General features: G+C 44.3%; 23 protein-coding genes. 9 read left to right on the top strand and 14 right to left on the bottom strand.

Features of this window, described 5'->3' with window-relative positions:
* Positions 1 to 17 precede the first annotated feature (17 nt).
* Complete coding sequence (locus MSG34_RS05970; RefSeq protein ID WP_248336670.1) at positions 18 to 530, bottom strand: peptide-methionine (S)-S-oxide reductase; 513 nt, start codon at positions 528 to 530, stop codon at positions 18 to 20.
* Positions 531 to 769: 239 nt separating this feature from the next.
* Between MSG34_RS05970 and MSG34_RS05965 the strand changes: the two genes are divergently transcribed.
* The 3 genes from MSG34_RS05965 (at position 770) to tnaA (ending at position 5,797) form a co-directional block, all read left to right on the top strand.
* Positions 770 to 1,882, top strand: a complete 1,113-nt coding sequence (locus MSG34_RS05965) for a GTPase (RefSeq protein WP_248336668.1) — start codon at positions 770 to 772, stop codon at positions 1,880 to 1,882.
* A complete protein-coding gene (locus MSG34_RS05960; RefSeq protein ID WP_248336665.1) occupies positions 1,869 to 3,557 on the top strand; it encodes a GTPase in 1,689 nt (562 codons plus the stop codon). The genes MSG34_RS05965 and MSG34_RS05960 overlap by 14 nt, the downstream gene beginning before the upstream one ends.
* 767 nt (positions 3,558 to 4,324) lie before the next feature.
* Entirely contained in the window at positions 4,325 to 5,797 is a 1,473-nt protein-coding gene (tnaA, locus tag MSG34_RS05955; RefSeq protein ID WP_248336663.1) for a tryptophanase, read from the top strand.
* Positions 5,798 to 5,924: 127 nt separating this feature from the next.
* On the opposite strand, the gene MSG34_RS05950 is transcribed toward tnaA, so the two are convergent.
* Positions 5,925 to 6,809 (bottom strand): LysR family transcriptional regulator, encoded by an 885-nt coding sequence (locus MSG34_RS05950; protein ID WP_052878540.1) that lies wholly within the window; start codon positions 6,807 to 6,809, stop codon positions 5,925 to 5,927.
* A gap of 254 nt (positions 6,810 to 7,063) precedes the next feature.
* Here MSG34_RS05950 and MSG34_RS05945 point away from each other — a divergent pair, with 254 nt between their 5' ends.
* Together MSG34_RS05945 and MSG34_RS05940 are read left to right on the top strand one after the other, a co-directional pair.
* The gene (locus MSG34_RS05945) at positions 7,064 to 7,303 is read left to right on the top strand and encodes a hypothetical protein (protein ID WP_017101685.1); all 240 of its coding nucleotides are present in this window, start codon (positions 7,064 to 7,066) and stop codon (positions 7,301 to 7,303) included.
* A 217-nt stretch (positions 7,304 to 7,520) separates the two neighbouring features.
* Positions 7,521 to 7,838, top strand: a complete 318-nt coding sequence (locus tag MSG34_RS05940) for a Dabb family protein (protein WP_248336661.1) — start codon at positions 7,521 to 7,523, stop codon at positions 7,836 to 7,838.
* Between the two features lie 92 nt (positions 7,839 to 7,930).
* On the opposite strand, the gene MSG34_RS05935 is transcribed toward MSG34_RS05940, so the two are convergent.
* Entirely contained in the window at positions 7,931 to 9,157 is a 1,227-nt protein-coding gene (locus tag MSG34_RS05935) for a DUF3103 domain-containing protein (RefSeq protein WP_248336659.1), read from the bottom strand.
* Between the two features lie 610 nt (positions 9,158 to 9,767).
* On the opposite strand from MSG34_RS05935, the gene MSG34_RS05930 reads away from it, so the two are divergent.
* The gene (locus tag MSG34_RS05930) at positions 9,768 to 11,237 is read left to right on the top strand and encodes a transporter substrate-binding domain-containing protein (protein ID WP_282449661.1); all 1,470 of its coding nucleotides are present in this window, start codon (positions 9,768 to 9,770) and stop codon (positions 11,235 to 11,237) included.
* Between the two features lie 134 nt (positions 11,238 to 11,371).
* On the opposite strand, the gene MSG34_RS05925 is transcribed toward MSG34_RS05930, so the two are convergent.
* Entirely contained in the window at positions 11,372 to 11,914 is a 543-nt protein-coding gene (locus MSG34_RS05925) for a DUF3332 family protein (protein WP_048613988.1), read from the bottom strand.
* Between the two features lie 310 nt (positions 11,915 to 12,224).
* Between MSG34_RS05925 and MSG34_RS05920 the strand changes: the two genes are divergently transcribed.
* The gene (locus MSG34_RS05920; RefSeq protein WP_060982162.1) at positions 12,225 to 13,103 is read left to right on the top strand and encodes a LysR family transcriptional regulator; all 879 of its coding nucleotides are present in this window, start codon (positions 12,225 to 12,227) and stop codon (positions 13,101 to 13,103) included.
* 92 nt (positions 13,104 to 13,195) lie between these two features.
* Here the strand turns inward: MSG34_RS05920 and MSG34_RS05915 are convergent, their stop codons facing one another.
* The 6 genes from MSG34_RS05915 to MSG34_RS05890 all read right to left on the bottom strand — a co-directional run bounded on the left by MSG34_RS05915 (position 13,196) and on the right by MSG34_RS05890 (position 18,158).
* Positions 13,196 to 14,035 carry a class III extradiol dioxygenase family protein gene (locus MSG34_RS05915; RefSeq protein ID WP_050644737.1) on the bottom strand — a complete coding sequence of 280 codons (840 nt, stop codon included), beginning with the start codon at positions 14,033 to 14,035 and terminating at the stop codon, positions 13,196 to 13,198.
* 2 nt (positions 14,036 to 14,037) lie between these two features.
* Complete coding sequence (locus MSG34_RS05910; protein WP_050621179.1) at positions 14,038 to 14,391, bottom strand: protocatechuate 4,5-dioxygenase subunit alpha; 354 nt, start codon at positions 14,389 to 14,391, stop codon at positions 14,038 to 14,040.
* Positions 14,392 to 14,396: 5 nt separating this feature from the next.
* Entirely contained in the window at positions 14,397 to 15,275 is an 879-nt protein-coding gene (locus tag MSG34_RS05905; protein ID WP_050653377.1) for an amidohydrolase family protein, read from the bottom strand.
* A 15-nt stretch (positions 15,276 to 15,290) separates the two neighbouring features.
* Entirely contained in the window at positions 15,291 to 16,388 is a 1,098-nt protein-coding gene (locus MSG34_RS05900) for a 4-oxalomesaconate tautomerase (RefSeq protein WP_248336657.1), read from the bottom strand.
* Complete coding sequence (locus MSG34_RS05895; RefSeq protein ID WP_050644735.1) at positions 16,381 to 17,058, bottom strand: 4-carboxy-4-hydroxy-2-oxoadipate aldolase/oxaloacetate decarboxylase; 678 nt, start codon at positions 17,056 to 17,058, stop codon at positions 16,381 to 16,383. The genes MSG34_RS05900 and MSG34_RS05895 overlap by 8 nt, the downstream gene beginning before the upstream one ends.
* An 86-nt stretch (positions 17,059 to 17,144) precedes the next feature.
* The gene (locus tag MSG34_RS05890) at positions 17,145 to 18,158 is read right to left on the bottom strand and encodes an amidohydrolase family protein (RefSeq protein ID WP_050621175.1); all 1,014 of its coding nucleotides are present in this window, start codon (positions 18,156 to 18,158) and stop codon (positions 17,145 to 17,147) included.
* 251 nt (positions 18,159 to 18,409) lie between these two features.
* On the opposite strand from MSG34_RS05890, the gene MSG34_RS05885 reads away from it, so the two are divergent.
* On the top strand, positions 18,410 to 19,249 hold the full coding sequence (locus MSG34_RS05885) for a saccharopine dehydrogenase NADP-binding domain-containing protein (protein WP_248336655.1): 840 nt from the start codon (positions 18,410 to 18,412) through the stop codon (positions 19,247 to 19,249).
* Positions 19,250 to 19,272: 23 nt separating this feature from the next.
* On the top strand, positions 19,273 to 19,716 hold the full coding sequence (aroQ, locus tag MSG34_RS05880; protein WP_248336653.1) for a type II 3-dehydroquinate dehydratase: 444 nt from the start codon (positions 19,273 to 19,275) through the stop codon (positions 19,714 to 19,716).
* Positions 19,717 to 20,053: 337 nt separating this feature from the next.
* On the opposite strand, the gene MSG34_RS05875 is transcribed toward aroQ, so the two are convergent.
* From MSG34_RS05875 to MSG34_RS05860, 4 genes are all read right to left on the bottom strand, one after another.
* Entirely contained in the window at positions 20,054 to 21,877 is a 1,824-nt protein-coding gene (locus MSG34_RS05875) for a sugar phosphate isomerase/epimerase and 4-hydroxyphenylpyruvate domain-containing protein (protein ID WP_248336651.1), read from the bottom strand.
* Positions 21,878 to 21,886: 9 nt separating this feature from the next.
* Entirely contained in the window at positions 21,887 to 22,957 is a 1,071-nt protein-coding gene (locus tag MSG34_RS05870; protein ID WP_248336649.1) for a Gfo/Idh/MocA family oxidoreductase, read from the bottom strand.
* A gap of 79 nt (positions 22,958 to 23,036) precedes the next feature.
* Positions 23,037 to 23,969 carry an AEC family transporter gene (locus MSG34_RS05865; protein WP_248336647.1) on the bottom strand — a complete coding sequence of 311 codons (933 nt, stop codon included), beginning with the start codon at positions 23,967 to 23,969 and terminating at the stop codon, positions 23,037 to 23,039.
* A gap of 15 nt (positions 23,970 to 23,984) precedes the next feature.
* The gene (locus tag MSG34_RS05860) at positions 23,985 to 25,250 is read right to left on the bottom strand and encodes a TRAP transporter large permease (RefSeq protein WP_082241965.1); all 1,266 of its coding nucleotides are present in this window, start codon (positions 25,248 to 25,250) and stop codon (positions 23,985 to 23,987) included.
* Positions 25,251 to 25,258 lie beyond the last annotated feature (8 nt).

Here is a 25,258-nt window from a genome sequence, read left to right as displayed (position 1 = left end):
TCAATCTTACGTCGTGACTATTGTGATTTATACTTATGCAGCAGATCCCAAGGGATATGACATAAGTGGTGATCTTCAGGGAAGTGACTTAAGTGATGCTGGTGGATGTCGTCGCTGGCGACATAATTAGTCAATGGCAATACTTCAACAGCGATGCGGTCGGCATCATCTCTTGAAGAAATATAGTGCTTAGCTTCGGTTAAGTGTTCTGCGTTAGTGCTGTAAACGCCTGTGCGGTATTTCTCTCCGACATCGACACCTTGTTTATTCACGCTGTAAGGGTCGATAATCTCAAACAAGTGTTCCATCAAAATCGTGACTGACGTGATGCTTGGATCAAATTCAATTTGTACGCACTCTGCGTAGCCATCGTAATCGTTTTGTGTGCCGTTGCTTTGAGTCGTCTTGTTCTCTGTTGGCTGGGCGCTTCCATTGGCACGACCTGCTTCTGTGCTGATAACACCAGGAACGTACTTAATAAATTCTTGTACACCCCACAAGCAACCACCAGCTAAATAAATTTGTTCCATACTTCTCTTTGAGCTCTCTGTGTTTGTTGATGTTCGTTAGGTACGCGAATCAATACGATGATACCCGCACGTATAAAAAAGCGTCTATAAAAATGAGCGCGCAAATAAAAACAAGCATTTAGGCATTGTAAACCTGTGCGACTGAACAAACATAAGTTTAATATGATTTGTGATTATATAAGTCAGTATTGCTTTGTCATCAACTCGAATCTCAACATCAAGTGAGCGTTACTCTAAACATGTTTGATCAAATAAAAGACTTCATTAATCCGAGCAAGAACCCAGACTTGACTCTGGCCCATGAATATCAGCGCAAGCATCTTCCTACATTGTGGCTGTTGGGCAAAACGGGGGCGGGCAAGTCATCGTTTATTCAAGCGGTTACTGGCGACTCTTCTGTCGAAGTGGGCAATGGTTTTGCTCCCTGTACCATGACAGCGATGTCGTATGAGTTTCCGCAAGACAAACCCGTGATGCGCTTTCTCGATACCAGAGGTTTAAGTGAAGCGAATTACGATGCGAAAGAGGATCTGGAAGAGATCGGTCAGGCAGGTAATGCGTTAGTCGTTGTGATGAAAGCCGACGAACCTGAACAATCCGCGGTGCTTACGGCTCTAAAACAGATTAAGAAACAGAAAAAGATTAAACACTTGTTGCTGGTTCATACGGCGGTGTTGTCTTCCAGTGAACCAGATCGAGCAAGGCAAATTCAGTTCAACACTAACCAAGTAGAGAAGGCTTGGGGTAAAGAGTTTGAATCGGTTGCGGTCGATTTCGAAACGGATGACTCGAGCAATAACAGTGGTTCAATTTACAACTATGACATCTTGTTAGAAAAGCTGACCAGTATTCTTCCGGTGATCGGAATGATGGTGCAAGACAAAGAGCACTCCACGCAAGAAGAAGCCAACTTTGATCAAGTAGAAAACGAAGTGCTTTGGTATGCAGGAAGTGCGGCAGCGAGCGACTTGATTCCGGGTGTTGGTTTGGTGTCGGTACCTGCGATTCAAGCCAAAATGCTTCACAGCTTGGCGAATCAATATGGGGTCGAGTGGAACAAGCGAGTCTTCAGTGAATTGATAGGCACTCTCGGAAGCAGCTTTGCTTTGCAATACGGAATGAAGCTGGGTACTCGACAGTTGATAAAGCTGATTCCAGTTTATGGTCAAACGGTAGGTGCGGTGGCTGCAGCGGCAATGAGTTTCGGCACCTCTTATGGTTTAGGTCGCGCGGCTTGTTTTTACTTCTATCATAAGAACAAAGGTGAAGAAGTGTCTGAACAAGAGATGCAGAAGATCTACAAAGAATCCCTGAAAAAAGGAAAGGCGGCGTCGGGTTATGAAGAAAATTAGAAACCTATTTCGATTACTGGCGGTGCTATCGAGCGGCCGCTGGGGCATTGCCCTGATTTCGGCCATTTTCCCAAGCATTATCATGATGGGTTTTGGTGTCTTCTTGGCGGTCAAATACGGTTACCTACTCGAAATGTCGATTGCCATTGCCGTGAGTACCTTGGTGTTCACCATTCCTTTGTTTATTTCTAGTCGTTCTTCACGCGATTCTTCACGCCGATCTTCAAGTACGGAGCCCTTCTCAAACAAAGAGAGCGACGACCTTGGTGAGGATGTTTCTGAATCTGAATCACAACATACAAAAGCTGATATCAACGATGCATTGGTTAAGGCTTCGGCTGATTGGTCTCAAAAAGAACTGTTGATCTGGAATGATTCAAAACACCATGTACGCCAACAATTAATGGTCGACATAGAGTGGGGCAACCTAGACCAAACCGGTTTAGAGGTACTTGAATTCGTTGCGAAAAAGTTTGAGAAGAAATCGCTCGATTTTTCGATTCCTGAAGGGCTAAAGTTGTTCGAAGAAGTCAGCCGACGCTACAAACTGGTAGTGCGAGAGCATATACCTGGTATTGAGTATCTCAAGGTTTCTTACATCAAAGCGGGCTATGAAGCCTATGACAAATATGGCGAGCTAGGGCAGAAGATCGTTAAGGCCGCTATTTGGGGGAATCACCTTAAAAACCTCTATTTGAACCCACTAAAAGTGATTTCCGATTTGGGTCGAGAACAAGCGACCGCATCGATGACAAGAGGTGTGGTCGATGACATGCAATACGTCGCTAAACAAGCCTTGTTAGATGAAGTGGCAGCGGTGGCGATTGATCTTTATAGCGGACGGTTCAGCATTGAAGACGAAGCGTTAACAGCATCTGATGTTTCAGAAGTCGACGAACAACGTTTTGCTCCTGAATTAGAGCCAGTACGGATTGTGCTGGTGGGGCAAACAAGTTCGGGTAAATCCTCACTGATTAATGCCCTTAAGCAGGAGCTGGTTGCCGAAGTCGATGTACTGCCATCAACCGATACTTCAACGGTTTACAACGCGTTTGTCGACGATAATGATGTTCGCGTTGTTGATCTCCAAGGGCTTGATGGCAACCCTAAAACCGAAGCCTTAATGCTGAAAGAGATGACCCAAGCCGACGTAGTGTTATGGGTGCTTAAAGCCAATCAATCTGCACGTGATTTGGATAAGCAGTTGAAAGATAGATTTGATGCTTTCTATGACGATCCTAAGAACATCTCACGTAAGAAGCCGATAGTTGTTTCGGTTGTTAATCAGGTAGACCGATTAAAGCCTGTAGACGATTGGCAGCCACCGTATGACTTAGAGAACCCAACATCGGCCAAAGCGAAGATCATTGCTCAAGCGCTTGAATACAATCAAACACTTCTGCTGCCGGACATTGCTTTGCCGTTAGCGATTGCGCCAAACAAGGTACAGTTTGGTTTAGATACTTTAAGGCAGACGTTGATCGAGCGTATCGCTGACGCAAATAACGTGCAGAGAAACCGCCAACGTTTAGAAGCCATGAAAAGAGGCTCGTCGGTTAAAGGCCAACTGAATAAAGCAGTCAAAGTGGGTAAGAAGGTGGCACCCAGCGCATTGAAAGCAGCGACCCCAAAACTGGCTGAAATGGCCATCAAGCAAGCTGTTAAGAAGAAGTAAGTCATTCACTGCGAATACGGTTCTGGTGAGGTTTGAGACTCATCAGAACTTATCTTTTCTAGATCGGCGAGTTTTAGAGCTTAGCTTTTTAGCTCTCTAGAAGATGGAGTTTTTAGAAAACAGCAATCTTCGTCCCTTATTAGAGAGGTAATGAGTTTAAAAGAGATTCGATATTATTAAGGTTCTCGCTGAACTAGTTTAATAGTATATAAACAGCTGTGATTCACAGTTTATATAACACGCTATCGTATTTAATTACCATTCTAAATATTGATCACATTTATACTTCTCTAAGCTTTATTTATAAAACAATTGCACTATATTTAAATTTCGGATCATCTTGATTTCAACGTAGGGATATATTGTGAACATGTATCTGAAATGGCAATCAACAACTTGGCTAACCTTGTTAGCTTGGTATACCTTAGATCACCAGCTCTCGTTCCACCTTTCTTCAGAGTAGTACCCTCTAGGCGTCACGCGCCAGCAAAGCAGCGTGCTTTGTTTACCTATCAGCAGCTTTGATAACCTTTGAACGCATGAATGTCGCACTTATTATTTCGTGCAAGGTGTTCGTTGTTTTGTCGTTCTCGCTAATTATCTTAGCCTCTGTTTAGGTTTGATTAATAAGTCATTATTTAATTTTTTATTTTCACTATTAATTTTCTGTGTGTCTTTATACGGAACTGTTAATTTAATGGTGAGGATTCGTGACATCTAAAGAAAATACATTTCGACCTGATCGGAATGTATTGAAAGGTATTATTATGGAAAACTTCAAACATCTACCAGAACCGTTTCGTATTCGCGTCGTAGAGCCAGTAAAAAGAACAACTCGCGCCTATCGTGAACAAGCCATTGTCGACGCGGGCATGAACCCATTTTTGCTCGACAGTGATGATGTGTTTATCGACTTACTGACAGACAGCGGAACCGGCTCTATTACTCAGCGTATGCAAGCCGCGATGTTAATGGGTGATGAAGCTTACAGTGGCAGTCGCAGTTACTACGCATTGTCGAATGCAGTTAAGGATATCTTCGGTTACGAGTTGACGATTCCAACACACCAAGGACGCGGTGCAGAGCAGATCTACATTCCGGTTCTTATCAAAAAGCGCGAAATGGAGAAAGGGCTCGACCGAAGCAAAATGGTCGCTCTGTCGAACTACTTCTTCGATACAACACAAGGTCACACTCAAGTGAATTGCTGTGTGGCTAAAAACGTTTATACCAAAGAAGCGTTTGATACCTCTGTGAATGCGGATTTCAAAGGCAACTTCGATGTGGTGAAGCTGGAAGAAGCGATCTTAGAAGCGGGCGCAGCCAATGTTCCTTACATCGTAAGTACCATTACCTGTAACTCTGCTGGTGGGCAGCCTGTCTCGATCGCCAATCTAAAAGCCGTGTATGAAATCGCTCAGAAGTACGACATTCCTGTGATCATGGACTCTGCGCGCTACGCTGAAAATGCTTACTTCATTCAACAACGAGAAGCGGGTTATCAGGATTGGACAATCGAACAGATCACGCGTGAGTCTTACAAATACGCGGATGGCTTAGCGATGTCTGCCAAGAAAGATGCCATGGTCCAAATGGGTGGCTTGTTGTGCTTTAAAGACGACGCTTTCATGGATGTGTACACAGAGTGTCGAACCTTGTGTGTCGTGCAAGAGGGCTTCCCAACCTATGGTGGCTTAGAAGGTGGCGCGATGGAGCGTCTTGCGGTCGGCCTTTATGACGGCATGCGCCAAGATTGGTTAGAGTATCGTATTGGTCAGGTTCAGTACTTAGTTGATGGATTAGAAGCGATAGGTATCGTGTGCCAACAAGCGGGTGGTCATGCTGCGTTTGTCGATGCGGGTAAACTGCTTCCTCATATTCCAGCGGGGCAGTTCCCAGCACATGCTTTGGCATGCGAGTTGTACAAAGTCGCGGGTATCAGAGCGGTTGAGATTGGTTCCTTATTGCAAGGTCGCGATCCTGCCACGGGCGAACAACATCCATGCCCTGCAGAGTTATTGCGCCTTACTATTCCTCGCGCGACCTACACACAAACACACATGGATTTCATCATCGAAGCATTCGAAAAAGTGAAAGAGAATGCAGGGCAAGTGAAAGGGCTCGATTTTACCTACGAACCACCGGTGTTAAGACACTTTACTGCACGCTTGAAAGAGGTTGAAACCGTTGAAAAACAGACAGAAAAGAAGAATGAACAAACGCTCGAAGAAGCATTTTAAAATAAAAACATAAGCGAATAGTCACTAGAAATATAATCAAAGGCTCCCTCGGGAGCCTTTTCTTTTTTTGATGGTAGGGGGAGTTAAACCGTTAAGCCTTTAAGCAGCTAACCCGTTAAAAGCTGAACTACGCTTGTTTGTTTTTCAGGGTAGATTTCAACATTTGGAATAACCACTGATTCAAAGGTGCGTCTTTTTGCGAGCGGCGACAGCTCATCACATAGCTCACATCTATGGTCAATTGTTCTGGCAAGTCCATACTGCGACAGCCTTCTGGCACGCTGCCACTGAGAGTGATACCAAAATAGTCGGATTTGAATATAACATCGTGAATCATCGCAGGGTGGTCGACTTCCACTCTTGGGTTTACGTGAAAACCGATATTTCCAAGACGCTCAAGGACCGGATATTTATTGTCATTCCATCCTGGTGTTTTAAATAGAGCGATTGGATAGTTGGCCAGTGATTCAAAGTCTTTCGCAGGGTGATCGTCTCTCACGAAGAAAACCACTTTCCCTTCCCCGAACGCCTTTTGAGAAATCGACTGTGGCAAGGTTTCATCAAAGTAGTGAACTGCAATGGATTCCTCACCGTCGATGAGCCTGTTCCTCGCGTTGCTTCCCCATCTAAGAAATGAATAGCGAGCATGCGGTGCCGCTTTAGTCAGAGCAAATAAGAGCTTCGAGCCAAAGCGTTCCCAGAACAGAGTATTCGCGTAGATTTTGATATTGCCTTGGTAAGTCTCCGGCGAAAATACTTGATGCTTTATCGCTTCGATACTGCTGAGTATCTGCTCAAAATTTTCGATGTTGGTTTCAACAAAAGTCGTGGGTTCAAACCCGTTTTTGGTTTGAATGAACAGTGGATCGTCGAGCTGCAACTTTAACTTCGAGAGGTTCTTGCTGATCGCCCCAGAGGTTTTTCCTAGCGACTCCGCCACCAGTCCAACATTGCGAAGTTCATACATACGCTTGATGACGAGGATATTTTGAATATCTAGATTGATGTCCACATTTTCTCCAAATGATTCCTTTTATAGGCAGCAATCTCTGTGCGGTTGGCGTACAGAAATTATGTGACTCTAATATCATAGTGGCAGTGCAAAACGGATAAGACAGCACAGCGTCAAAACTTCGCTAATCCCTTGATTTTCCATTTGGTAAATCTTGCTTTTCCTCGAATGGTTCATGTTCGATTGTTAGAGTTACCCCAACAAAAACACAGATATCAAACGAACAAAGAATTAGAAATACAACGAGGTGATGTATGAACAAGTTAATCGCACTTGGATTGATGGCTTTATCTATGAACACGGCTTTCGCGGCTGACGGTACTTATGCGAGTACTCTCGATATGACGAGAAGCGAAGGTAATCAAGTAAAGGCTGAGCGTGTTGAATCTGAGCCTGTGCTTGAAGGAAGAAATGACGCCGCTAATGGCGGAATAAAATTCCACAAGAGCGTCGATCAAGACCAAACGATCCAGCTTACCGGTCGTCGTGATTAACGTTAAAACGTGCTTACCATTGTCATAAGAAATGCTGCGCCCTTGGGTGCAGCATTTTTGTTTGGGGATTTGAGTTATTTTATAAACTCTAGTGTTCTAGCCTTGGCATGTTGTGTAACGTGTGGCATTTTGTTCTCCTCTAACTTAAGAACGCGACTCGGTGCTGGTTAAGCATGACAAACGAGCAAGCGAACGAACGATTCGAAAAGGACTAGGAATGACTCGAAAAGAAACAGGAATGATTCGTCATATTTTACTGATTAAGTTTAAAGAAAACGCAGAGGCTTCAGAGGTTCAAAAACTAAAGATGTTGTTCGAAGCGATGCCAAACAAAGTTGAAGGGGTGACTTCAGTAGAGTGGGGGCTAAATGACAGCCCTGAAAACAAGAATCAAGGTTATACCCATTCGGTGTTAATGACGTTCGCCGATGAAGAAGGCCGTCAGAAATACCTTCCGCACCCTGAGCATGATGCGCTGAAAGATGTGTTTCGTCCGCTTTTAGAAGACATCATTGTGTTTGATTACTCCCTGTAATTAGGTTCTGAGTAGGTCTCTTGTGTTTTACTTAGCTTCGATAATGAAGGGTTAGGGCCTAGCGATTAAGCCCTAACTCAATAAGAAACGACTTACTCTGTTGGCGAAATCGTGACTGGTGCAAACGATGCGACAGCATTCCCGCCTGCGCCCGGACGGTCTACATAAGGCGTGTTCTGCATTAAGGTGTAGTACACATCCACGAAGTCATCGTCATTGACTAATACGCCATCAGGAATCACATCGATAATCTTGCCTGTGATCTGAGGGATGATCGCATAGCCCTGAACCTCTGGATCAGGAATCATCTTCAGTATCTCTTCTGCGGCTTGAACCAAGAGTTTTGCTAGCGCTTTATAATCTGTTCCATCATCGTGCTCCATTAAGATCATATCAGCAGCGGCCCAGCGGTAGCGAGGCCAGAAGATAACGGTCTGATTTGGGTAGTACGTCTGTTTGTCGTAATCCAGATAAGGCATCTCAACGAGGTCTATTTGGGGCTCTAAACGACTTGAATCGACGCCCGTTACGATCGCGTAGATTTCCGCTTTCCCAGAGATCCAAGGCTCTTGGTCAACAGCCAAACGGATTTTGGTTAATTGCGTGGTATTCAATGGCTCAGGTTCCGACAAGGCCATCGAGCGGTGTGCCTTGTTCATCAAGGACGGCTTTTGAGATTTACTGACGTTGCTTTTATTCCCGTCGATATTGGTATCGCTATCGACATTGATTTGCGTTGTAGTACCCAGCTTCTGCATCTCTGCCTGCATTGCCATTAAGCCGGCTTTGAGCTCTTCCGCACCGTTACTATCAACCACAAACACTGGGACGTCTGGCATTTGGTACACATCTAGTTCATGAACCTGTCCGTACACGTCATACGCTTCAATGTATTGCCAATTTGAATCATCACCTGATGGTTCAAATGCAAACAGCGGGTTTTCGCCATTCTTCCAAGCTTCGATCATCGCTTCATCAGCCATGCGAATCTCTAACACGGAGTCGCTGAAGTCGTTGATCCCTTTCATCTTGCGATAACCAAGATCCGCTTTCTGCATCCGACTTGAAAATGCAGAGTAGGGCTTGGCTGAGTTAAGCTTGTCTATCGGTGTAGACAGTTGCTTTTCTGTTATCTGGTCTTTTAAAGAAAGCTCAAGATCGGAGTAGCGGGCACTGATTTGCAACGCCAGAGATTGCTTTTGCGCTGCGCTACTTTCTGCAATACCTAATGAATCAGTTGTCTCAATATTTTGCGCAAAAGACTGGAAGCCAACCACTGTCGTTGCAAGCACCATACTGATAGAAATAGATGGTCTCATAAATAATCCTTATTTTAATTTTTATCATTAATAGAGCATTTGCCCTATAAGGATTAACCTATCAGTAACGTGAATGTGTTCAAAAGTTAGGCAGCCATTTTTACTTCGTTGTGCAGCACAGGATCTCAATTTAAATAATTTATAAAATATTAAAATAGTGCTGACTTGATATATCTGAATTTATAAACCAATCAATAACTTAATGATGAAATTATTAACTGCTGAGTGGTATTTGGCCTATTTGGGGATTTATTAGAGACTGCGAAGAGTGACTTCTGATGGTGCTTTTAGAGGGGGAGATCTATAGGAGCCCCCTATATCTACTATAGCCAGTGCGTTATTTCAGACTTGATGGTTTCCGGTATAATTCGCTTCCCTTGATAAAAAGTAACGAATCAAAGCAACGCCTAAACGGTCCACAACGCTCACCAGATTGCTCTGAACATCAAACGCACTTTACACATCAACGTACTCTGTTCATCAACGTAGATTGCAATCGAACAACGTTAAGAAATGTTCCTTTACGTTGAATCGCTTCTAGCCCGATAGCTCCCAAGCAACACCTAACACTATTGAGGGTTTTGGCTCAAACGCATTAGGAATACTGAATATGACGAATTTTAATGGCGCTTCACGTTTATCGAAGGTGTTGGTTTTTCTTTCACTTATTTCCAAATCGACTCTTGGTTTTGAAATACCCGACAACGCACTCGAATCCTATGTGGGTGACTTCTCTGCGTTGCGTGAAAAAGGCGTTGTGCGTGTCTTAGTGTCTGGTGATATGGGTTTCTATCATATTGAAAATGGTAAGCCGAAAGGGATTCTTGCCGAGCAGATTTATTACTTTGATCAAGAGTTAAAGCTGCGTGACCCTTTACTGCGCGTTAAGGTGATTCCGGTTGAACGGAGCGAATTGCTCAATGCTTTGAATCAGGGGCAAGGTGATATTGCCATCGCCAACTTAACAGTGACCAAACAGCGTGAGCAATTAGTCGATTTCAGCATTCCCATTCGTAGCGACATTGATGAATTACTAGTGACAAGCCGTTCTACACCTTTGATTAACGACATCACCCAGTTACAGGGTAGAGAGGTTTGGCTAAAACAAAACTCCAGTTATATCAGCAGCGTTCACTCAGTGAATAAACAGCTAGAGAAGAACGGTTTAGCACCCATCTATATCCATTTGTTAAGTGACAACCTCCAAGATCTTGAATTGCTCGATTTGATTAAACGCGGACAAATTACCGCAACCATCGTGGATAGCCACAAGCTTGAACTGTGGGGTAACTTAGAGCAAGACATCAGAATCCATCACAATCTTGCCTTTAGGCACAATGGCGATATTGCTTGGGCGATTCGCAAAAACAGCCCGCAACTGAAAGCCAAAATCGACCAATATTTGCAAGATTCAAAGCAGGGCACTTTGCTGGGTAATGTCATCGACAATCGTTATCTCGAAAGTACGTCATGGATGAATAGAGCCTCTAACCCGATACAAAATGAAGAGCGGGATAAGCTAGAAAAGCTGTTCATGGTTTATGGGGAAAAGTTCGAGATCGATTGGTTTATTTTGTTAGCGATGGCTTTTCAAGAATCAGGCTTGGATAACTCAAAAATATCGCATCGTGGTGCGGTGGGTATTATGCAAGTGATGCCTAAAACCGCAAAAGATTGGTATGTCGATATTGATAATGTTTACGACTTAGAAAGCAATATTCATGCGGGCAGCAAGTATCTGCGTTTTATCTATGACCGATACTTCGATTTACCTGAAATCTCGGATATCGACAAGATTCATTTTAGCTTAGCCGCTTATAATGCTGGGCCTGCTAAGATCAGACGAATGCGTGTGCTTGCCGCCAAGCAAGGTTACAACCCAAATAAATGGTTTAATCACGTTGAAGTGGTCGCAAAACAAAATATTAGCCAAGAGCCTGTCAAATACGTCGCCAACATCAATCGATACTTCACTATTTACCAGCGATTGGATGAGTTTCAAGATACCCGAGAAGAACAGTTGAGCAACATGACTCGTCAGCTCAATATCAAACGTTTCTCTCCTTATTTCGCTTATTAGTGACGGTTATTCGTCATAAACCAAAATAAAAACGACAAACAAAAAAGAGAGGTTAGCGACTAAGCTAACCTCTCTTTTTTATAGGTACTGACTAACTGAATTGATTGGGGGTGTATCAGTTAATTCTGCGTTGCTTAAGACTGCTCAGCCGATGCCATGTACATCTGCATCTCTTCCAAGCTTGTTTTTGCAATCACTTGGTTATCAATAGAGTAATGAACTTCATCGCCGAAACGTTGACCCGTTAGAGTCGCGCGAGTACCGTCGTTGTAGGTTAGCTCAATTGCGATTTCGTCTTGGTTAAGTACTTTCATTTCACTGTGGTCAATCACATGCTTTGCCAATGGGTCGATAGGCGCTTCTGTTAGGCTGTCATCCAGTTGGTCATTAACATCAATGTAAGTATCCACCTTAGAATCGAAGATGTGTGGCTTCTTGTTGATTGGGTTCTTACCCGTCCAAAATTCCAGTGAGTTAAACACGATGTAATCGGCAGCAACGGTAATACCGTAAGCAGGGGCAAGTAACATGTTTAAGCCACCACGAGCGTAACGGTTATCAACGGCTTTAACGTTAAATTCCATTAGTTTACCAGTTACTGCGTTACTACCTACGCAGCCAAATAAAGTCACTAGGCTTGCTGAGATTATTATCGGTTTTACAAATCGGTTCATCATTCTCTATTTCTATATGTGTCTATTTAGGAATCGGGAATTATGTCAAACTCAAGCGTCTTCTAATATAACGCCATGCCTATACTAGATATCAGGAAAACCTATATCTTTATAAAAACCAGTCTGTTACCTATTTTCGAAGTTTATTCTTTAAATACTACCGTACTAGTTCGTGTCATTTTATTTTGGCGTTTTAACAATGTTCTGTCATAACCCTAACTAAAATATGGGAATGGAAAGCGATAATTCACAGTCATTTAAACGATATTATTTTTATCGTTTATTTAAATACATGACTGCCTGAAGAGCTCGAATGAAACGATTTAACCTCAACCTCATATATTACTTTATTGCGATATATGAAGAAGGAAACCTGACGTACGCGGCAGAAAGGCTCAATATATCTCAACCTAGTCTCAGCGCGCACCTAAAGCAGCTTAGAGACGAATATCGGGATCTCCTCTTCGTTAGAAAATCATACACACTCGAGCCTACGCCAGTCGCGAACGACCTGTACCCAATCTTCAAGCAAGCACATAAGCTGGTTTCACACTCACTCCCTGAAACTCACGATTTCGACCCGAAAGAGTGTAATTACACCTTCAGAATTGCTGCGATGAGCATTTCAAGCAGCGTGATCTTGCCTCGTATCTTGGACAGGATTCAAAGAGAAGCACCCAACTGCGTTATCGAAGTGGTGAACATCAAAGAAGACATGGCAACGGATATTCGAGAGAAGAAGATCGACCTTGTCGTCGACCTTACTAATGCTCACCCGACACTGCAGAGCCAAGAGATCTGGGGCGATGAACTGTGCGTTGTATGCAGCCAAAACCACTCGCAGATAGAAGAACAGATAACTTTAGAGCGCTACTTAGCTGAAAAGCACGTGATGTTGACGCATGATAATTATCGAGTAAACCAGTTAACCGAGCTTCACAGCCCAATCTTTTCCGAAAGAAAGGTGGCGAGAAAGCTCAATTCCATCGCTGACTTTTCGGACACTATTTATAACAGTGATTGGATTGCAACTTTCCCTAAAGGGGTCGCGGACGCGTATTTTGATAAAGACAAGATAAAGTTGCTAGAAGTGCCATTTGAATACCTTACACCATCATTGAGCGTGTATTGGCACAGCAACCGCAATGACGACATCGTGAACTTGTGGCTACGCGAACTCTTCACCAATTAAGTATGAAGTTAGCGTTGTGAAACAAAAAGCCTACTCATGAAAGAGTAGGCTGAAAAAGCTCAATAGCGATCAAGTTTAGAGTCGGGGAGCGACTACTTATTTTCAATCAACATAGTACCTGCGCCAGTATTTGAAATAGGTGCGTGATAGTCACTTTGTAGAACATTTAACTCGCCATTCAATGCACCACGCATCCCCATCCACATGATGAATTCAGGACCTTGAGCACCGCCATTGGCAATAAGATCGTGAATCGTCAGTTTAGATAGCTCGTCGGGGTCGCTGATTAGCTTATCCATGCAGTACAGGTCAAACTCTTTGTTGATGTAGCCCGCACGTTCACCATCTAGCTGGTGGGATAGGCCGCCAGTACCTAGCACCACAACTTTTAGATCTTTATCGTAAGAGTCGATAGCTTCACCAATCGCTTTACCTAGGTTGTAACAGCGTTTAGGTGACGGCATAGGGTGTTGCTCTACGTTCAAACAAACAGGAATCACCTTCATGTGTGAGTAGCTGTTGTTTGGCCACATCAACTGCATTGGTACTGTTAGGCCGTGATCTACCTTCATCTCTTGGCAGATAGTGATGTCGAACTCACTCTCAACTAGATGATTACAAATGTGCCAAGAAAATTCAGGATCACCCGGAATTGCTGGAATTGTAGGGATTCCCCAACCTTCATCGGCGTTCATGTAGCTCGCAGCGGCACCAATAGCAAAGGTTGGTTTCTTGTCTAGGAAGAACTCAAGGCCATGGTCGTTGTAGAATACAACGGCAACATCCGGTTTCTCTTGTTCTAACCAAGCGTGAATTCCCGGGAAGTTTTTGAAAAACGGCTGCCAATATTCTGTTTCTTGAAGGTTGTTTTCAATCGCTTTCCCGATTGAAGGAATGTGTGAAGTACTGATACCACCAATAACTCTAGCCATGATTATTTCCCTGCCTCAACCAACATTTGTTTGAATTCTTCAACGCTCATGCCTGTTTGCATGGCGCCAATGTCTTGCATGTTTAAACCCAACATACCAACGAATTTCGCTAAGTAGTAGATACTGCCGCCTTCGTTTAGAAGTGCCAATACATCGCGTTCTTGGACTGCTTTTTTCTGAGCATCACTCAGTCCAAATTTGTCACAGTATGCCTGTTCGTCGGCTTTGAATTCATCACGACCAGCCTGACCATTTAGCGTGTAACACATCTTGTTTAAGCCATAGCCTTTTATGGCCATTGATCCATCGAACAAAACGGTGCCTGGGATATTTCCTTTATCTTTCAAATAAGTCATTGCGGTTACTCACTCTCTGGCCAGTATAATTTCATTGGGTTTGTCACAAGCAGTGCTTGTTGAAGGGCATCGGTTTCAGCAATCTGTGGAATCACATCAACCAAGTGTCCATCATCAGGTGTGTGTGATTTCATGTTTGGGTGTGGCCAATCTGTACCCCAAAGTACGCGGGTAGGGAATCGCTCGACCAAGGTTTTAGCATAAGGCACAACATCACTATAGTTTGGTGGTGTTAATGTTAGACGCTCTGGGCAGCTGACCTTTGTCCAAATGTTTGGGTTGTTTTCCATAAGGCGGATGAACTTAGCAAAGGCTTCACTATTAATACCTTGTGCGATGTCTGGTCGACCCATGTGGTCTACAACAACCGTCATATCAAGTTCGTCGAGGAAAGGGGCAATGTCGTCGATGTCTTGAGATTCAAAGTACACCACGATATGCCAACCTAAAGGTCGAACGCGATCCGCAATTTTCTTAAGGACGTCTTTTGGTGTGGTATCAACTAAGCGTTTTACAAAGTTAAAGCGGATACCGCGCACGCCTGCGGCGTCCATGGTTTGCAGTTCTTCATCAGTGACAGTTTCATCGACAAAAGCCACGCCGCGAGCCAGTTCACCAGCGCTGTCTAGGGCATCTAGCAATGCTGAGTTGTCGGTGCTATGGCAAGAGGCCTGCACAATCACGTTACGACTAAAGCCAAGATGATCGCGTAAGGCGAACAGTTGTTCTTTTGAAGCATCACAAGGCGTGTATTTACGCTTAGGTGAATATGGGAATTGCGCCGCTGGACCAAATACATGGCAGTGAGCGTCGACAGCACCAGCCGGAGCGATAAACTTAGGCTTACTTGGGTTTTGATGAAACGGTAGGTAATCAGCGTCCATTATTCTTCCTTGTTATTACTGGTGTCCAAACACTGTGCCATCAAACAGTTTTCGCGCAGTGCGAAGAATGGCAGCTGATTGAACTTGGTTGTTTTTGATATCTAAAACCACACTCATTTTTCCAATAGGATGTTCTACATCCAGAGCAACTTTCACGCTGGTTTCAGTTTGTGTAGCGAGTTGTTCTGCCTGGCTCGATGAGTTGATTTGAGCAAGTTGTTTTGCTGGAGCGTTATCGAGTATGCAAGCACTGGCAACACTAACCGCGCCTAGTACACCGATAGACGCATGGCAACGGTGAGGGATGAATGTGCGAGTAGAGATTGCGCCGCCATATTGAGGCTCGCTGACCAAAGACATCTTAGGGACAGAGAGCTCAGAAACATCACCAAGGTTCATTAATGGACCAGCTTGAAGCCGTATAGACTCCAAACGCTGTTTTAAAGCTTGGTTATTGTCGAGTTGTTCACGTGATTCGTCACCTGTGATGCCGAGATCTTTCGCACACATCACAACAACTGGCATTCCGTTATCAATTAAAGTGACATCGATACCGTCAATTGTATCAATAACATTTCCTGACGGAATTAACGCACCACATGTTGAGCCAGCAGTATCTTCAAAAGTTACCGCAATTGGCGCTGATGAAGAGGGCACGCCATCGATATGGCAGTCGCCTTGATAGGTCACTTGTTTGTTTGGGGTTTGAACTTCTACCGTAGCGATTTGCTGTGTGTTTTCCATGAAGATACGAACTGATGTAGTTCCTTCTTTGGCTTCAACTAACCCACGCTCGATAGCAAAAGGAGCGACCCCTGCAAGGATGTTTCCACAGTTTTGTTTGCTGCTAACCAATGCTTGGTCGACAAACACTTGTAGAAATAGGTAGTCGATGTCTACAAGCTCTCGACTCGATGGTTCAACGATCGCGACCTTAGATGTTAGAGGGTCAGCCCCTCCTATACCATCGATCTGGCGTTCATCTGGCGAGCCCATCACCGACAGCAAAAATGCATCGCGTTCAGAAGAGTTGATAGGTAAATCATCTTTCAGAAAGTAGGCGCCTTTTGAGGTGCCAGCTCTCATCCACATGCATGGCGCTTGATTAGACATACTTCAGGCCTTTTTCTTCTAATCGACCACGCATGTCATAGATGTCTAGACCAAGCTCACCATTCGCTAGGCGAACGCGTTTAGCTTCTTCGCGCTCCATACGCTCTAGTGACGCATGCAGTACTTGTTCAGCCTCTTCACGGCGAACCACAACCACTCCGTCTTCGTCTGCGACCATGATGTCACCAGGATTAATGATTTCTTCTGCACACGTCATCTGAACATTGACTGAACCTAGCGTTTCTTTGATGGTACCTTGGCTAAATACGGCTTTTGACCACACAGGAAAATTCATTTCGCGTAAGTCACGAGTATCACGAACACCGCCTTCAATGATTAAGCCAACCACACCACGTGCCTGTGCTGACGTTGCTAATAAATCACCGAAGAAGCCGTGGTTTGAAGGTGAAGTAGGGGCGAACACCAAAAAGTCCCCCGCTTTCGCTTGCTCGATGGCAACGTGCATCATCCAGTTGTCGCCAGCAGCTCCTGAGATTGTTAGCGCTGAACCTGCAACGGCGTCACCTTGAAAAATAGGGCGTATGTAATCGGCCAATAAACCACGGCGACCTTGTGATTCATGAATGGTTGCTACGCCACATTTGCGTAAGCCTTCAATGATCTCTTTGTCTGCACGTTTAATGTGTTGAACAACGATGTTCTGACTCATGATGAATTCCTTTTGCTCTTTGCTTATGCTTCTTTTTTTAGAGAAAGTTTGTTCGAAGTGCCCATTCTTAAATGGGTAGAGTGGCATTAAGATGTTTTTAGTCGGCTGAATACGCGACGAGCGTTACCCTCAAAAATCATCGATTTCTCTTCGGCCGTGACCTTGTCACTGGCATCAATGTAGCGTTTCGTGTCGTCATAGTAGTGGCCCGTCTCTGGGTCAACACCGCGCACTGCGCCAATCATTTCTGAAGCGAACAAGATGTTCTTCGCTGGCAAGATATCAAGCAGTAGGTCGATGCCTTTCTGGTGATAAACGCAAGTATCAAAGTAGATATTGTTCAACACGGTTTCTTCAAGCGGTGGCAATCCCATATCTTGCGCGATACCGCGGAAACGACCCCAGTGATAAGGTACTGCGCCACCACCGTGTGGGATGATGATTTTCAACTCAGGGAAGTCTTTGAACACGTCAGAGGTCATTAATTGTTGGAAAGCCGTCGTGTCTGCGCCCAAGTAATACGAAGTTGTGGTGTGCAGACATGAGTTACAAGAGCCGCTTACATGGATCATTGCGGGTACGTCTAGCTCTACCAGTTTTTCATACAGAGGGTAGAAAGCACGATCGCCCAAAGAGGCATCTTTCCAAAAGCCACCTGTTGTATCTGGGTTCAAGTTACAGCCGATGAAGTCCATCTCTTCAACACAGCGAACCAACTCAGAAACCGATTTTGAAGGGTCAATGCCTGGTGATTGCGGCAGTTGAGCAACCGGTGCAAAGTTTTGAGGGAAAAGGTCGCACACACGACGAATAAGATCATTTTGATGTTCTGTCCAAAAGCGGCTCGTGTGCTCATTGCCGATGTGATGTCCCATCCAGCTTGCTCGAGGAGAGAAAATCGTTAAATCCGTACCACGTTCTTTCTGTAAACGAAGTTGATTATTTACGATACTTTCGCGAATCTCATCGTCTGAAATGTGAATTGAACCTTTGCTACCAATGTGGTTTGGGTTTTCAGCTAGCGCCGCTTTTTGGCTTTCGCGGTAGTCGCCCACCTGAGGTGGTGTGGTTGTGTAGTGTCCATGGCAGTCGATAATCATCTCGGCAGTCCTTTGTTGTTTTTGTTGCTAACAACTATAACGACCAAGGCTTATTCTCGACTATTTCAATTTATTTCGAAGGTATAAGATTTTGAGATAGAGAGCTGCAATGACGGCAACGAAAAAGCGATATTCCATATGGGTTGGTGCCATAGAAAATAAAAAATGAATAGGTGTTGAATAAAAGTGATTAGCGTTGAATAACGTGATTCTGGTAGCTTTAAATAAAATCCCGAAGAAGGTGAAGTGAAATGATTAATTGTCGACTTATTGGTGCCAATATTGATAAATCCAAGTCACCCGAGTTCCATAACCTATTAGCGGAACAACTTAATATAGAGCTCGATTATCAATTAAACCCATTAGAGAGTGGAGATATACTCGATTTTCGAGCGCATTCATCTCAAATGGAAGAGAGTAATATTCACGCGACTAATGTGACTTATCCCTATAAAGAGATGGCGGTTCAAGTGGCTGACTTTTTGGATACGTCAGCAAAAATAGTTGAAGCATCCAATACATTAGTTTTTCGCCCAGAAGGTACGTTTGCTTACAACACTGATTTCTCTGGCTTCATTAATGCCTACCATGTTTTTCGGCATTGTAAGCCCGGTAAAACAGTGCTTATAGGCTGTGGCGGTGTGGGTAAAGCGGTGGCAGCGGCTTTAACAGAATTAGAAACCGAACACATCGCGCTTTATGACCGTGATACCGAAAAAATGCATGGTTTAGCTCAGCTGTTAGAAAAAAGAAATGTTAAGGTAACTTGTCTTACAGAGACAACGTTAGAGCAGCACGTTAGAGAGGCGGATGGCCTTCTTAATTGCACTCCAATAGGGCATTACAAGACACCGGGCATACCTATCTCAAGTCATTGGATAGAGAACCAGATGTGGGTATTTGACGCTGTGTACACGCCAATTGAAACTGAATTTATCAAAGCTGCGATGGGGGCGAACCTCGCGGTTTTAACTGGCTTTGAACTGTTTTTTCATCAAGCGGTTGATGCGTTTCAACTGTTCACCGACCGTGAATTAACACCCCAAGAGCTATCTCAATTTCGTCAAAATCAATTTTCAAATCCCGTCTAAGGATAGAAGTAAGGAAAGGAACAATGAAAAAATTATTAGTGTTGAACGGACCAAACCTAAACCTACTAGGAACTCGTGAGCCTCAGCAATATGGTCATGAAACACTGGCAGATGTAGAAGAAAACTGCCGCAAGTTAGCCGCTAAATATGATTGCGAAGTCGAATGCTTTCAAAGTAACACCGAAGGTCATTTGATCGATGCCGTGCACAAAGCCGGTCGTGAATTTACTGCCGGTGAATGCGTAGGCGTGGTATTCAACCCAGGCGCTTACACGCACACATCAATAGCTTTGCATGACGCAATCAAAGGTGTCGATGTTCCTGTTGTTGAAGTGCATATCTCAAATGTTCACGCGCGCGAAGCATTTCGTCATCACTCTTACATCTCGCCTGTAGCCGCAGGCACAGTGATTGGTATGGGAACTAAAGGTTACGGCTTAGCCATTCAGTTCTTGTTAGACGACTAATACCTCTAATCAACATAAGCAGCAAAATTGAGCCTCTAGCATCGCTAGGGGCTTTTTTACGGCTTGGTTTCTGGAGTAGGGTAAAACACAGTGCACTCGACTGCATCGGGATGAGTGCACTAAGAAGCTCTTGCCCAAAAACTTGTTAGCCCTCCTACAAGCCCATGAACTAAAAACACCAGAACCTAGACACAAAAAAAAAGCTGCACTTACCGAAGATGAGTAAAGTGCAGCAAAGCTCAAGAAGAAAAATAGCAAGTTAATATATCTGCTGCCATACAAGTGAGGTTGTATCCAACGGATATATTTGGTGAAAAAAGTTAGGTAACAATGCCTGTTAGAACTGATTCGCTTGTGACGCTAGACGAATGAACGCGTTAGTCTCGCCGTATTTGCTGTAGTCTCCTATGCGTTGAACGACTTCGAAGAACAAGCCATTGATCTCTTTGGTGTAGAAATGGAAGAAGCTGCCTGTTTCGTCTTCCGTGTACAGAATGTTGTTTTCACTTAGGCGTTGAATCAACTCATCGGGTAAATCAAATTGCGCTTGAATATCCAAGTAGTAATTGTTTGGGATCTTCAACTGATAGATAGGAGAGAGATCCTGAACCGCTAAGAAGATGTCTTTACACTCCATGGCAATTTGGTTGATGCTCGCACCATTAGAGTCGTTCAAGAAACGTTGAGCAGAGGTTTGCTTAGCACTGGTGCTGTTCAATGCAATCTTGATCTTACTGTTAGCGCTCTTGATGGTACGGCTAGTGATTAGGCCATTCACATCTGGCAAGTCAAAGCTCTCTTCAGGTACAAAGCCGAAGATGGATTTGTAGAAGAACAGGTTAGACAGCAATGAATCAGGTGCTACAACTTGCCCCATGTGGTCGATGCGGACGAAGTTGTTGTCCATAGGCGCATGATCAGCGACTGGTTCAAAATCTACTTCATAGAACTTCGATGCTTCGTTCTCTTCAAGAAGGTGAATCAGCAAGTTGCCAGAGCTTTTGAGAGTAGGGATATCTAGCTCATTCTCTTGACGTGTTTGATGAATGGTTGGGCTGTTGTAACGGCTCGCTAATTCAACAAGACGGCTTGAATCTTCAGTGATAACGCCGAGCGCGCATACCGATTCACCATGACCTTCACGGTAAGTTTGCGCGTTTGAATTCTTCTCGTAGTTGAATATAAAGTTAATGTCACCGCGTTGGTATAAATCAACATTCTTACTCTTATGGCAATGAGTCTTTTTGAAGCCTAGAGACTCAATCACATCCGAGAAAGGGTTGTTCTCACGCTCTTTAACTGCGAATTCAATAAAGCTGAGGTCGTGGATCTTAGGTGCATTGAACGCGTCGTTAGTTTGATCTTCTAGCCATTTCAAAGAACGCACACCATCGATCGCTTTCTCGATTGGCGATGATGAACGGAACTCATCGTTAAAGACTTCATGGGATAAATAATCGTTGTAGCCTTTGTCTTTAAGCGCTTTTACGAAATCGATAACGGGGAAGTCACCTTGGCCAGGAAAACAACGATAGTGACGGCTGTATTGAAGAATATCCATCTGCATTTTTGGTGCGTCGGCCACTTGAACCAGAGCGATTTTGTCGACTGGAATATCGTTCTTCAACGTATCCAATGTGTTTCCACGTGCAAACATGTGAAAGGTGTCGAGAACCACACCAAGGTTAGGGTGGTCGACTGTTTTCACTAGGTTCCAAGCGTCATCATAATCGGCAATGTGGCGACCCCATGCTAGCGCTTCATAGCCTAATTGCATGTCTTCACGCTTTGCCAGTTCTGCTAATGCGTATAAATCTTCAGCACACTGTGCAACGTTTGGAGATGACTGAGGATGCACGTTACTGCACATCATTAAACGGCTAGTGCCTAGCTGGTGGGCGAGGTCCATCTTGCGCTCAAGCATGCTGTACTTTTTTTGGCGAAGGTGAGCTGGCATGCCTTCCATGTCGCGAAAAGGTTGCAGTACAAGAATCTCTAAGCCTAGGCTGTCTGCGATGCGTTTAACGTCAGAAGCGGAACCGCGGTATTGAGTGAGGTCATTCTCAAAGATCTCAATAGCTTGAAAGCCCGCTTTAGCGGCAGCATGCATTTTTTGTTCTAGCGTGCCAGACAAGCACACAGTCGCGATTGAATATTTCATGGTGGCTCCTTACTTAAGCTGTGGTGTTACATCTTGAACGGGTACGTATTGTTCTGTTTCACAGGCTTTGATGATCGCGTCGATAACCAATAGATTTTGTAGGCCATCCCAAATGCTGACTTTTGGTGTTTGTTCTTCGCCGCGAATCAATGCGCAGAAGTGTTCAAGCTGACGTTTTAGAGGATCTTCACGGTGAATATCTTCTTTGCGCTCAAGCATTTCGTTCCACCATGATGGAGTGACGTCTTTCGCGAACGATTTCACCTGCATAGTTGGTATAGAAAGGGAGCCATTGGTGCCCGCTACGTGGTAGCAATCTTCGGTTTCGTACGTCGCGTAAGACTTGTTCTCTTGTGAGGTTTGTTCCCAGCTGCGTGGGCTTGCTGAAGCGTCAGACAATAGGAAAGAGCCTAGTGTGCCGTTTTCAAAGCGCAGAGAGATGACTGTTGTGTCTTCGACTTCAAAGTCACGTGCACTGCTTGAGCTCATCGCCTGAACACCGACAATATCGCCAACAAGGTGACGCAGGTTGCCTATCTCGTGAATCATGTTGATAAGGATAGGGCCGCCGCCTTTTACTTTGCGCCAGTCGCCTTCATTAAAGTAGTAATCTGGCTTGTAAAATGCCGCACTGCCCATAATAGAAACCAGTTTGCCAAGCTCACCGCTGTCGATGATCTTTTTAGCGGTTTCCAAAAGCGGACTATAAGCGCGGTGATGACCAACCAGTATTTTACTGTTCTCATGTTTTGCATGCTTCAATAACTCAACCGCATCTTCGATAGAATCTGTCACTGGTTTTTCGACGACAGCTGCCACACCAGCGGCAATGCATTCGTGTGCTTGCAGAGCGTGTAACTTATTTGGGGTCGCGAGGATTACACCGTCTGGCTTTGCATCGGAAAACAGCGCTTCTAAGCTCTCATAAACGGGCACACCGTAATCATCGGCAATCTCTTTCGCCGCTGGGAACGGATCAACGATAGCTGCCAGTTCACATTGTTCATTTTCAACAATGAGCTTGATGTGTGTTTTCCCGATTAAGCCTGCTCCAGCAACAGCAATTTTAACTTTTTCCATGTTTAAGACCTTATGAGTGAACGTTTTAGTTATTGTTATTTGAGTTATGAGTTATGAGTTATGAGTTATGAGTTATGAGTTATGAGTTATGAGTTATGAGCGAAACAACGATAGACAAGGTAAATCCAGAGGCCAGCGTCGTTATAATCAATGTGTTCGCACAGAAGTTTTGTTGCTTATAAATCCCGCCAAGAATGGGGTAGATAGAGAGCATTGGTGATGCACAAAAGATAAGCAGTACATATTTTAAATCTCCTTCTACCGGCCAAACCAAAAGTAAGCCAAGCGCAATAATGGGGAAGCAAACCAATTTGATGCTAGTAACCAGCGCAATGCGTGATTTTTGGTTTAGCACCAGTGATTGCCCCAAAATTCCACCAATCGCAAACAATGCTAAAGCGACTGAGGTTTTGGCGAGAATGCCAACGCTTTCTCCAATCACGACTGGCAGCTGAATACCTAACAGGTTGATGCTCAGTGCCAAGGTGATCGAAATGATGATTGGATTCTTTCTTAGCCTGTTTCCAATCTCGATAAGTTGATCTTTGAGCGATGAGTCGGTTTCATTCGAGAACTCCAGTAACACCAAACACACAGGAATAAACACGAGATTTTCAATCAACACGCTCATTAGAAACGCTTCCGCGTACTGACCATTAAAAATCGACAACACGATAGGGAAACCTATGAATGCGCTGTTTGGCATCCCGCTACCTAAAGCGTTGATGAAGCAATCTTGCCACTTCAACCTCATGATTAATCGGCTATACAACACTGCGATGGTCATACACAGCAACCCGCCTACGGCATAGATCAACATGTAGTTTTTGTTGATCGCTTCGCTCAAATTTAATTGAGTGACACTGCCAAAAATGACCGCAGGAAGTGAGATATAAAGAACGAATTTGCTTACGTCGCCGATGAAATGGCGAGAGAAAAAGCCATTTTTAGTCGTGAGAAAGCCTGCCGCGACAATCAGTATCAGCGGCAGCAATATTTCATATACAGACATGGTTTTGTGTGTGCTCTAGTATCCGAATAGCTGTGGCAAGAACAGCACGCTTTGCGGAACAAAAGTGATGAAGAACAACACCAATACTTCAAGTAGGAACAGTGGAATCACTTGCTTAGAAATCGCGGCGATTCCGACCTTTGATATGGTGTTGGACACAAACAGACAAATCCCCATTGGTGGTGTAATCAAGCCAATCATTAGGTTGAAGATAACCACGATACCGAAGTGAACAGGGTCGATACCAAAGCTCATCGCAATCGGGTGAAAGATTGGGATAAGAATCAGCATTGCAGCAATGCCTTCAAGGAATAACCCAACGACCAGCAAGATAACGTTCACCATAATCAAAAACATGATTGGGTCGCTGATGCTGCCTAAAATCTGTTGGCTGATGAACTGAGGAACGCGAGAGAAAGTAAGAATCCAGTTCGCTACAGATACAACGGCAATCAGGATCAAGACAATTGAAGAATCTCGCATTGAACGCATAAACACTTCTGGTAGGTCGCTGAAACTCAGAGATTTATACACGAACATGCCAACCAGTAGCGCATAGAAAGCTGCGAACGCTGCTGCTTCAGTTGGTGTCACAATACCCATCAAGATTGAACCAAGGATGAAGATTGGCATTGTTAGTGGAACAAACGCCTTTACCAATGCTTTACGGCGGCTTTGACGAACCACGTTGCTTTTTATGTTGTGACGAGTCGCGTAAATAAACACGAAAATAGACAGAGCAACTGCAGACAATACGCCAGGAACAATGCCTGCTAAGAATAGGGCAGGGACAGATACGCCACTCGCAATAAGCGCATAAATGATCACCGGAATACTTGGCGGAATCATCGGTCCAATAACCGAAGACGCTGCCGTTAACGCTGAAGAAAACTCTTTGCTGTAGCCTTCTTTTTCCATTTGAGGAATAAACACGCGGCCAAGTGCTGATGTATCAGCAACTGCAGATCCTGAGATACCAGCAAACATCACTGAAGACCAGATATTTACTTGAGCTAAGCCGCCACGGAAGTGACCCACTAATGCGTTAGCGAAATCGATTATACGGCTGGTGATACCACTCTTGTTCATTAGCTCACCCGCAAGAACAAACAGAGGCACCGCAAGGATAGAGTAAGAATCCAAACCACTAAAAATACGTTGGGCTATTAGGCTGATAGAGATGGGAGTACTAGAGACGTAGAACGACATCGCCAAGATGATGCTGAATACGAGAGGAATACCAAAAATTAGCATGGATCCCATTAAGGCAATTGAAGGCATAACGATTC

It is taken from the genome of Vibrio sp. 1CM2L (genome assembly GCF_023161695.1).
GTDB lineage: Bacteria > Pseudomonadota > Gammaproteobacteria > Enterobacterales > Vibrionaceae > Vibrio > Vibrio coralliirubri.
Note: the sequence above shows the minus strand (reverse complement) of the source record. Positions and strands in the feature narration are given on the sequence as shown.

What these genes read in the sequence shown, in the direction of transcription:
- tnaA (WP_248336663.1), top strand. Translation starts at nt 4,325, where the DNA reads ATGGAAAACTTCAAACATCTACCAGAACCGTTTCGTATTCGCGTCGTA.
- MSG34_RS05930 (WP_282449661.1), top strand. Translation starts at nt 9,768, where the DNA reads ATGACGAATTTTAATGGCGCTTCACGTTTATCGAAGGTGTTGGTTTTT.
- MSG34_RS05910 (WP_050621179.1), bottom strand. Translation starts at nt 14,391, where the DNA reads ATGACTTATTTGAAAGATAAAGGAAATATCCCAGGCACCGTTTTGTTC.
- MSG34_RS05875 (WP_248336651.1), bottom strand. Translation starts at nt 21,877, where the DNA reads ATGAAATATTCAATCGCGACTGTGTGCTTGTCTGGCACGCTAGAACAA.
- MSG34_RS05895 (WP_050644735.1), bottom strand. Translation starts at nt 17,058, where the DNA reads ATGAGTCAGAACATCGTTGTTCAACACATTAAACGTGCAGACAAAGAG.
- MSG34_RS05905 (WP_050653377.1), bottom strand. Translation starts at nt 15,275, where the DNA reads ATGGACGCTGATTACCTACCGTTTCATCAAAACCCAAGTAAGCCTAAG.
- MSG34_RS05915 (WP_050644737.1), bottom strand. Translation starts at nt 14,035, where the DNA reads ATGGCTAGAGTTATTGGTGGTATCAGTACTTCACACATTCCTTCAATC.
- MSG34_RS05865 (WP_248336647.1), bottom strand. Translation starts at nt 23,969, where the DNA reads ATGTCTGTATATGAAATATTGCTGCCGCTGATACTGATTGTCGCGGCA.
- MSG34_RS05940 (WP_248336661.1), top strand. Translation starts at nt 7,521, where the DNA reads ATGACTCGAAAAGAAACAGGAATGATTCGTCATATTTTACTGATTAAG.
- MSG34_RS05860 (WP_082241965.1), bottom strand. Translation starts at nt 25,250, where the DNA reads ATGCCTTCAATTGCCTTAATGGGATCCATGCTAATTTTTGGTATTCCT.
- aroQ (WP_248336653.1), top strand. Translation starts at nt 19,273, where the DNA reads ATGAAAAAATTATTAGTGTTGAACGGACCAAACCTAAACCTACTAGGA.
- MSG34_RS05965 (WP_248336668.1), top strand. Translation starts at nt 770, where the DNA reads ATGTTTGATCAAATAAAAGACTTCATTAATCCGAGCAAGAACCCAGAC.
- MSG34_RS05900 (WP_248336657.1), bottom strand. Translation starts at nt 16,388, where the DNA reads ATGTCTAATCAAGCGCCATGCATGTGGATGAGAGCTGGCACCTCAAAA.
- MSG34_RS05960 (WP_248336665.1), top strand. Translation starts at nt 1,869, where the DNA reads ATGAAGAAAATTAGAAACCTATTTCGATTACTGGCGGTGCTATCGAGC.
- MSG34_RS05945 (WP_017101685.1), top strand. Translation starts at nt 7,064, where the DNA reads ATGAACAAGTTAATCGCACTTGGATTGATGGCTTTATCTATGAACACG.
- MSG34_RS05890 (WP_050621175.1), bottom strand. Translation starts at nt 18,158, where the DNA reads ATGATTATCGACTGCCATGGACACTACACAACCACACCACCTCAGGTG.
- MSG34_RS05920 (WP_060982162.1), top strand. Translation starts at nt 12,225, where the DNA reads ATGAAACGATTTAACCTCAACCTCATATATTACTTTATTGCGATATAT.
- MSG34_RS05885 (WP_248336655.1), top strand. Translation starts at nt 18,410, where the DNA reads ATGATTAATTGTCGACTTATTGGTGCCAATATTGATAAATCCAAGTCA.
- MSG34_RS05925 (WP_048613988.1), bottom strand. Translation starts at nt 11,914, where the DNA reads ATGATGAACCGATTTGTAAAACCGATAATAATCTCAGCAAGCCTAGTG.
- MSG34_RS05935 (WP_248336659.1), bottom strand. Translation starts at nt 9,157, where the DNA reads ATGAGACCATCTATTTCTATCAGTATGGTGCTTGCAACGACAGTGGTT.
- MSG34_RS05870 (WP_248336649.1), bottom strand. Translation starts at nt 22,957, where the DNA reads ATGGAAAAAGTTAAAATTGCTGTTGCTGGAGCAGGCTTAATCGGGAAA.
- MSG34_RS05970 (WP_248336670.1), bottom strand. Translation starts at nt 530, where the DNA reads ATGGAACAAATTTATTTAGCTGGTGGTTGCTTGTGGGGTGTACAAGAA.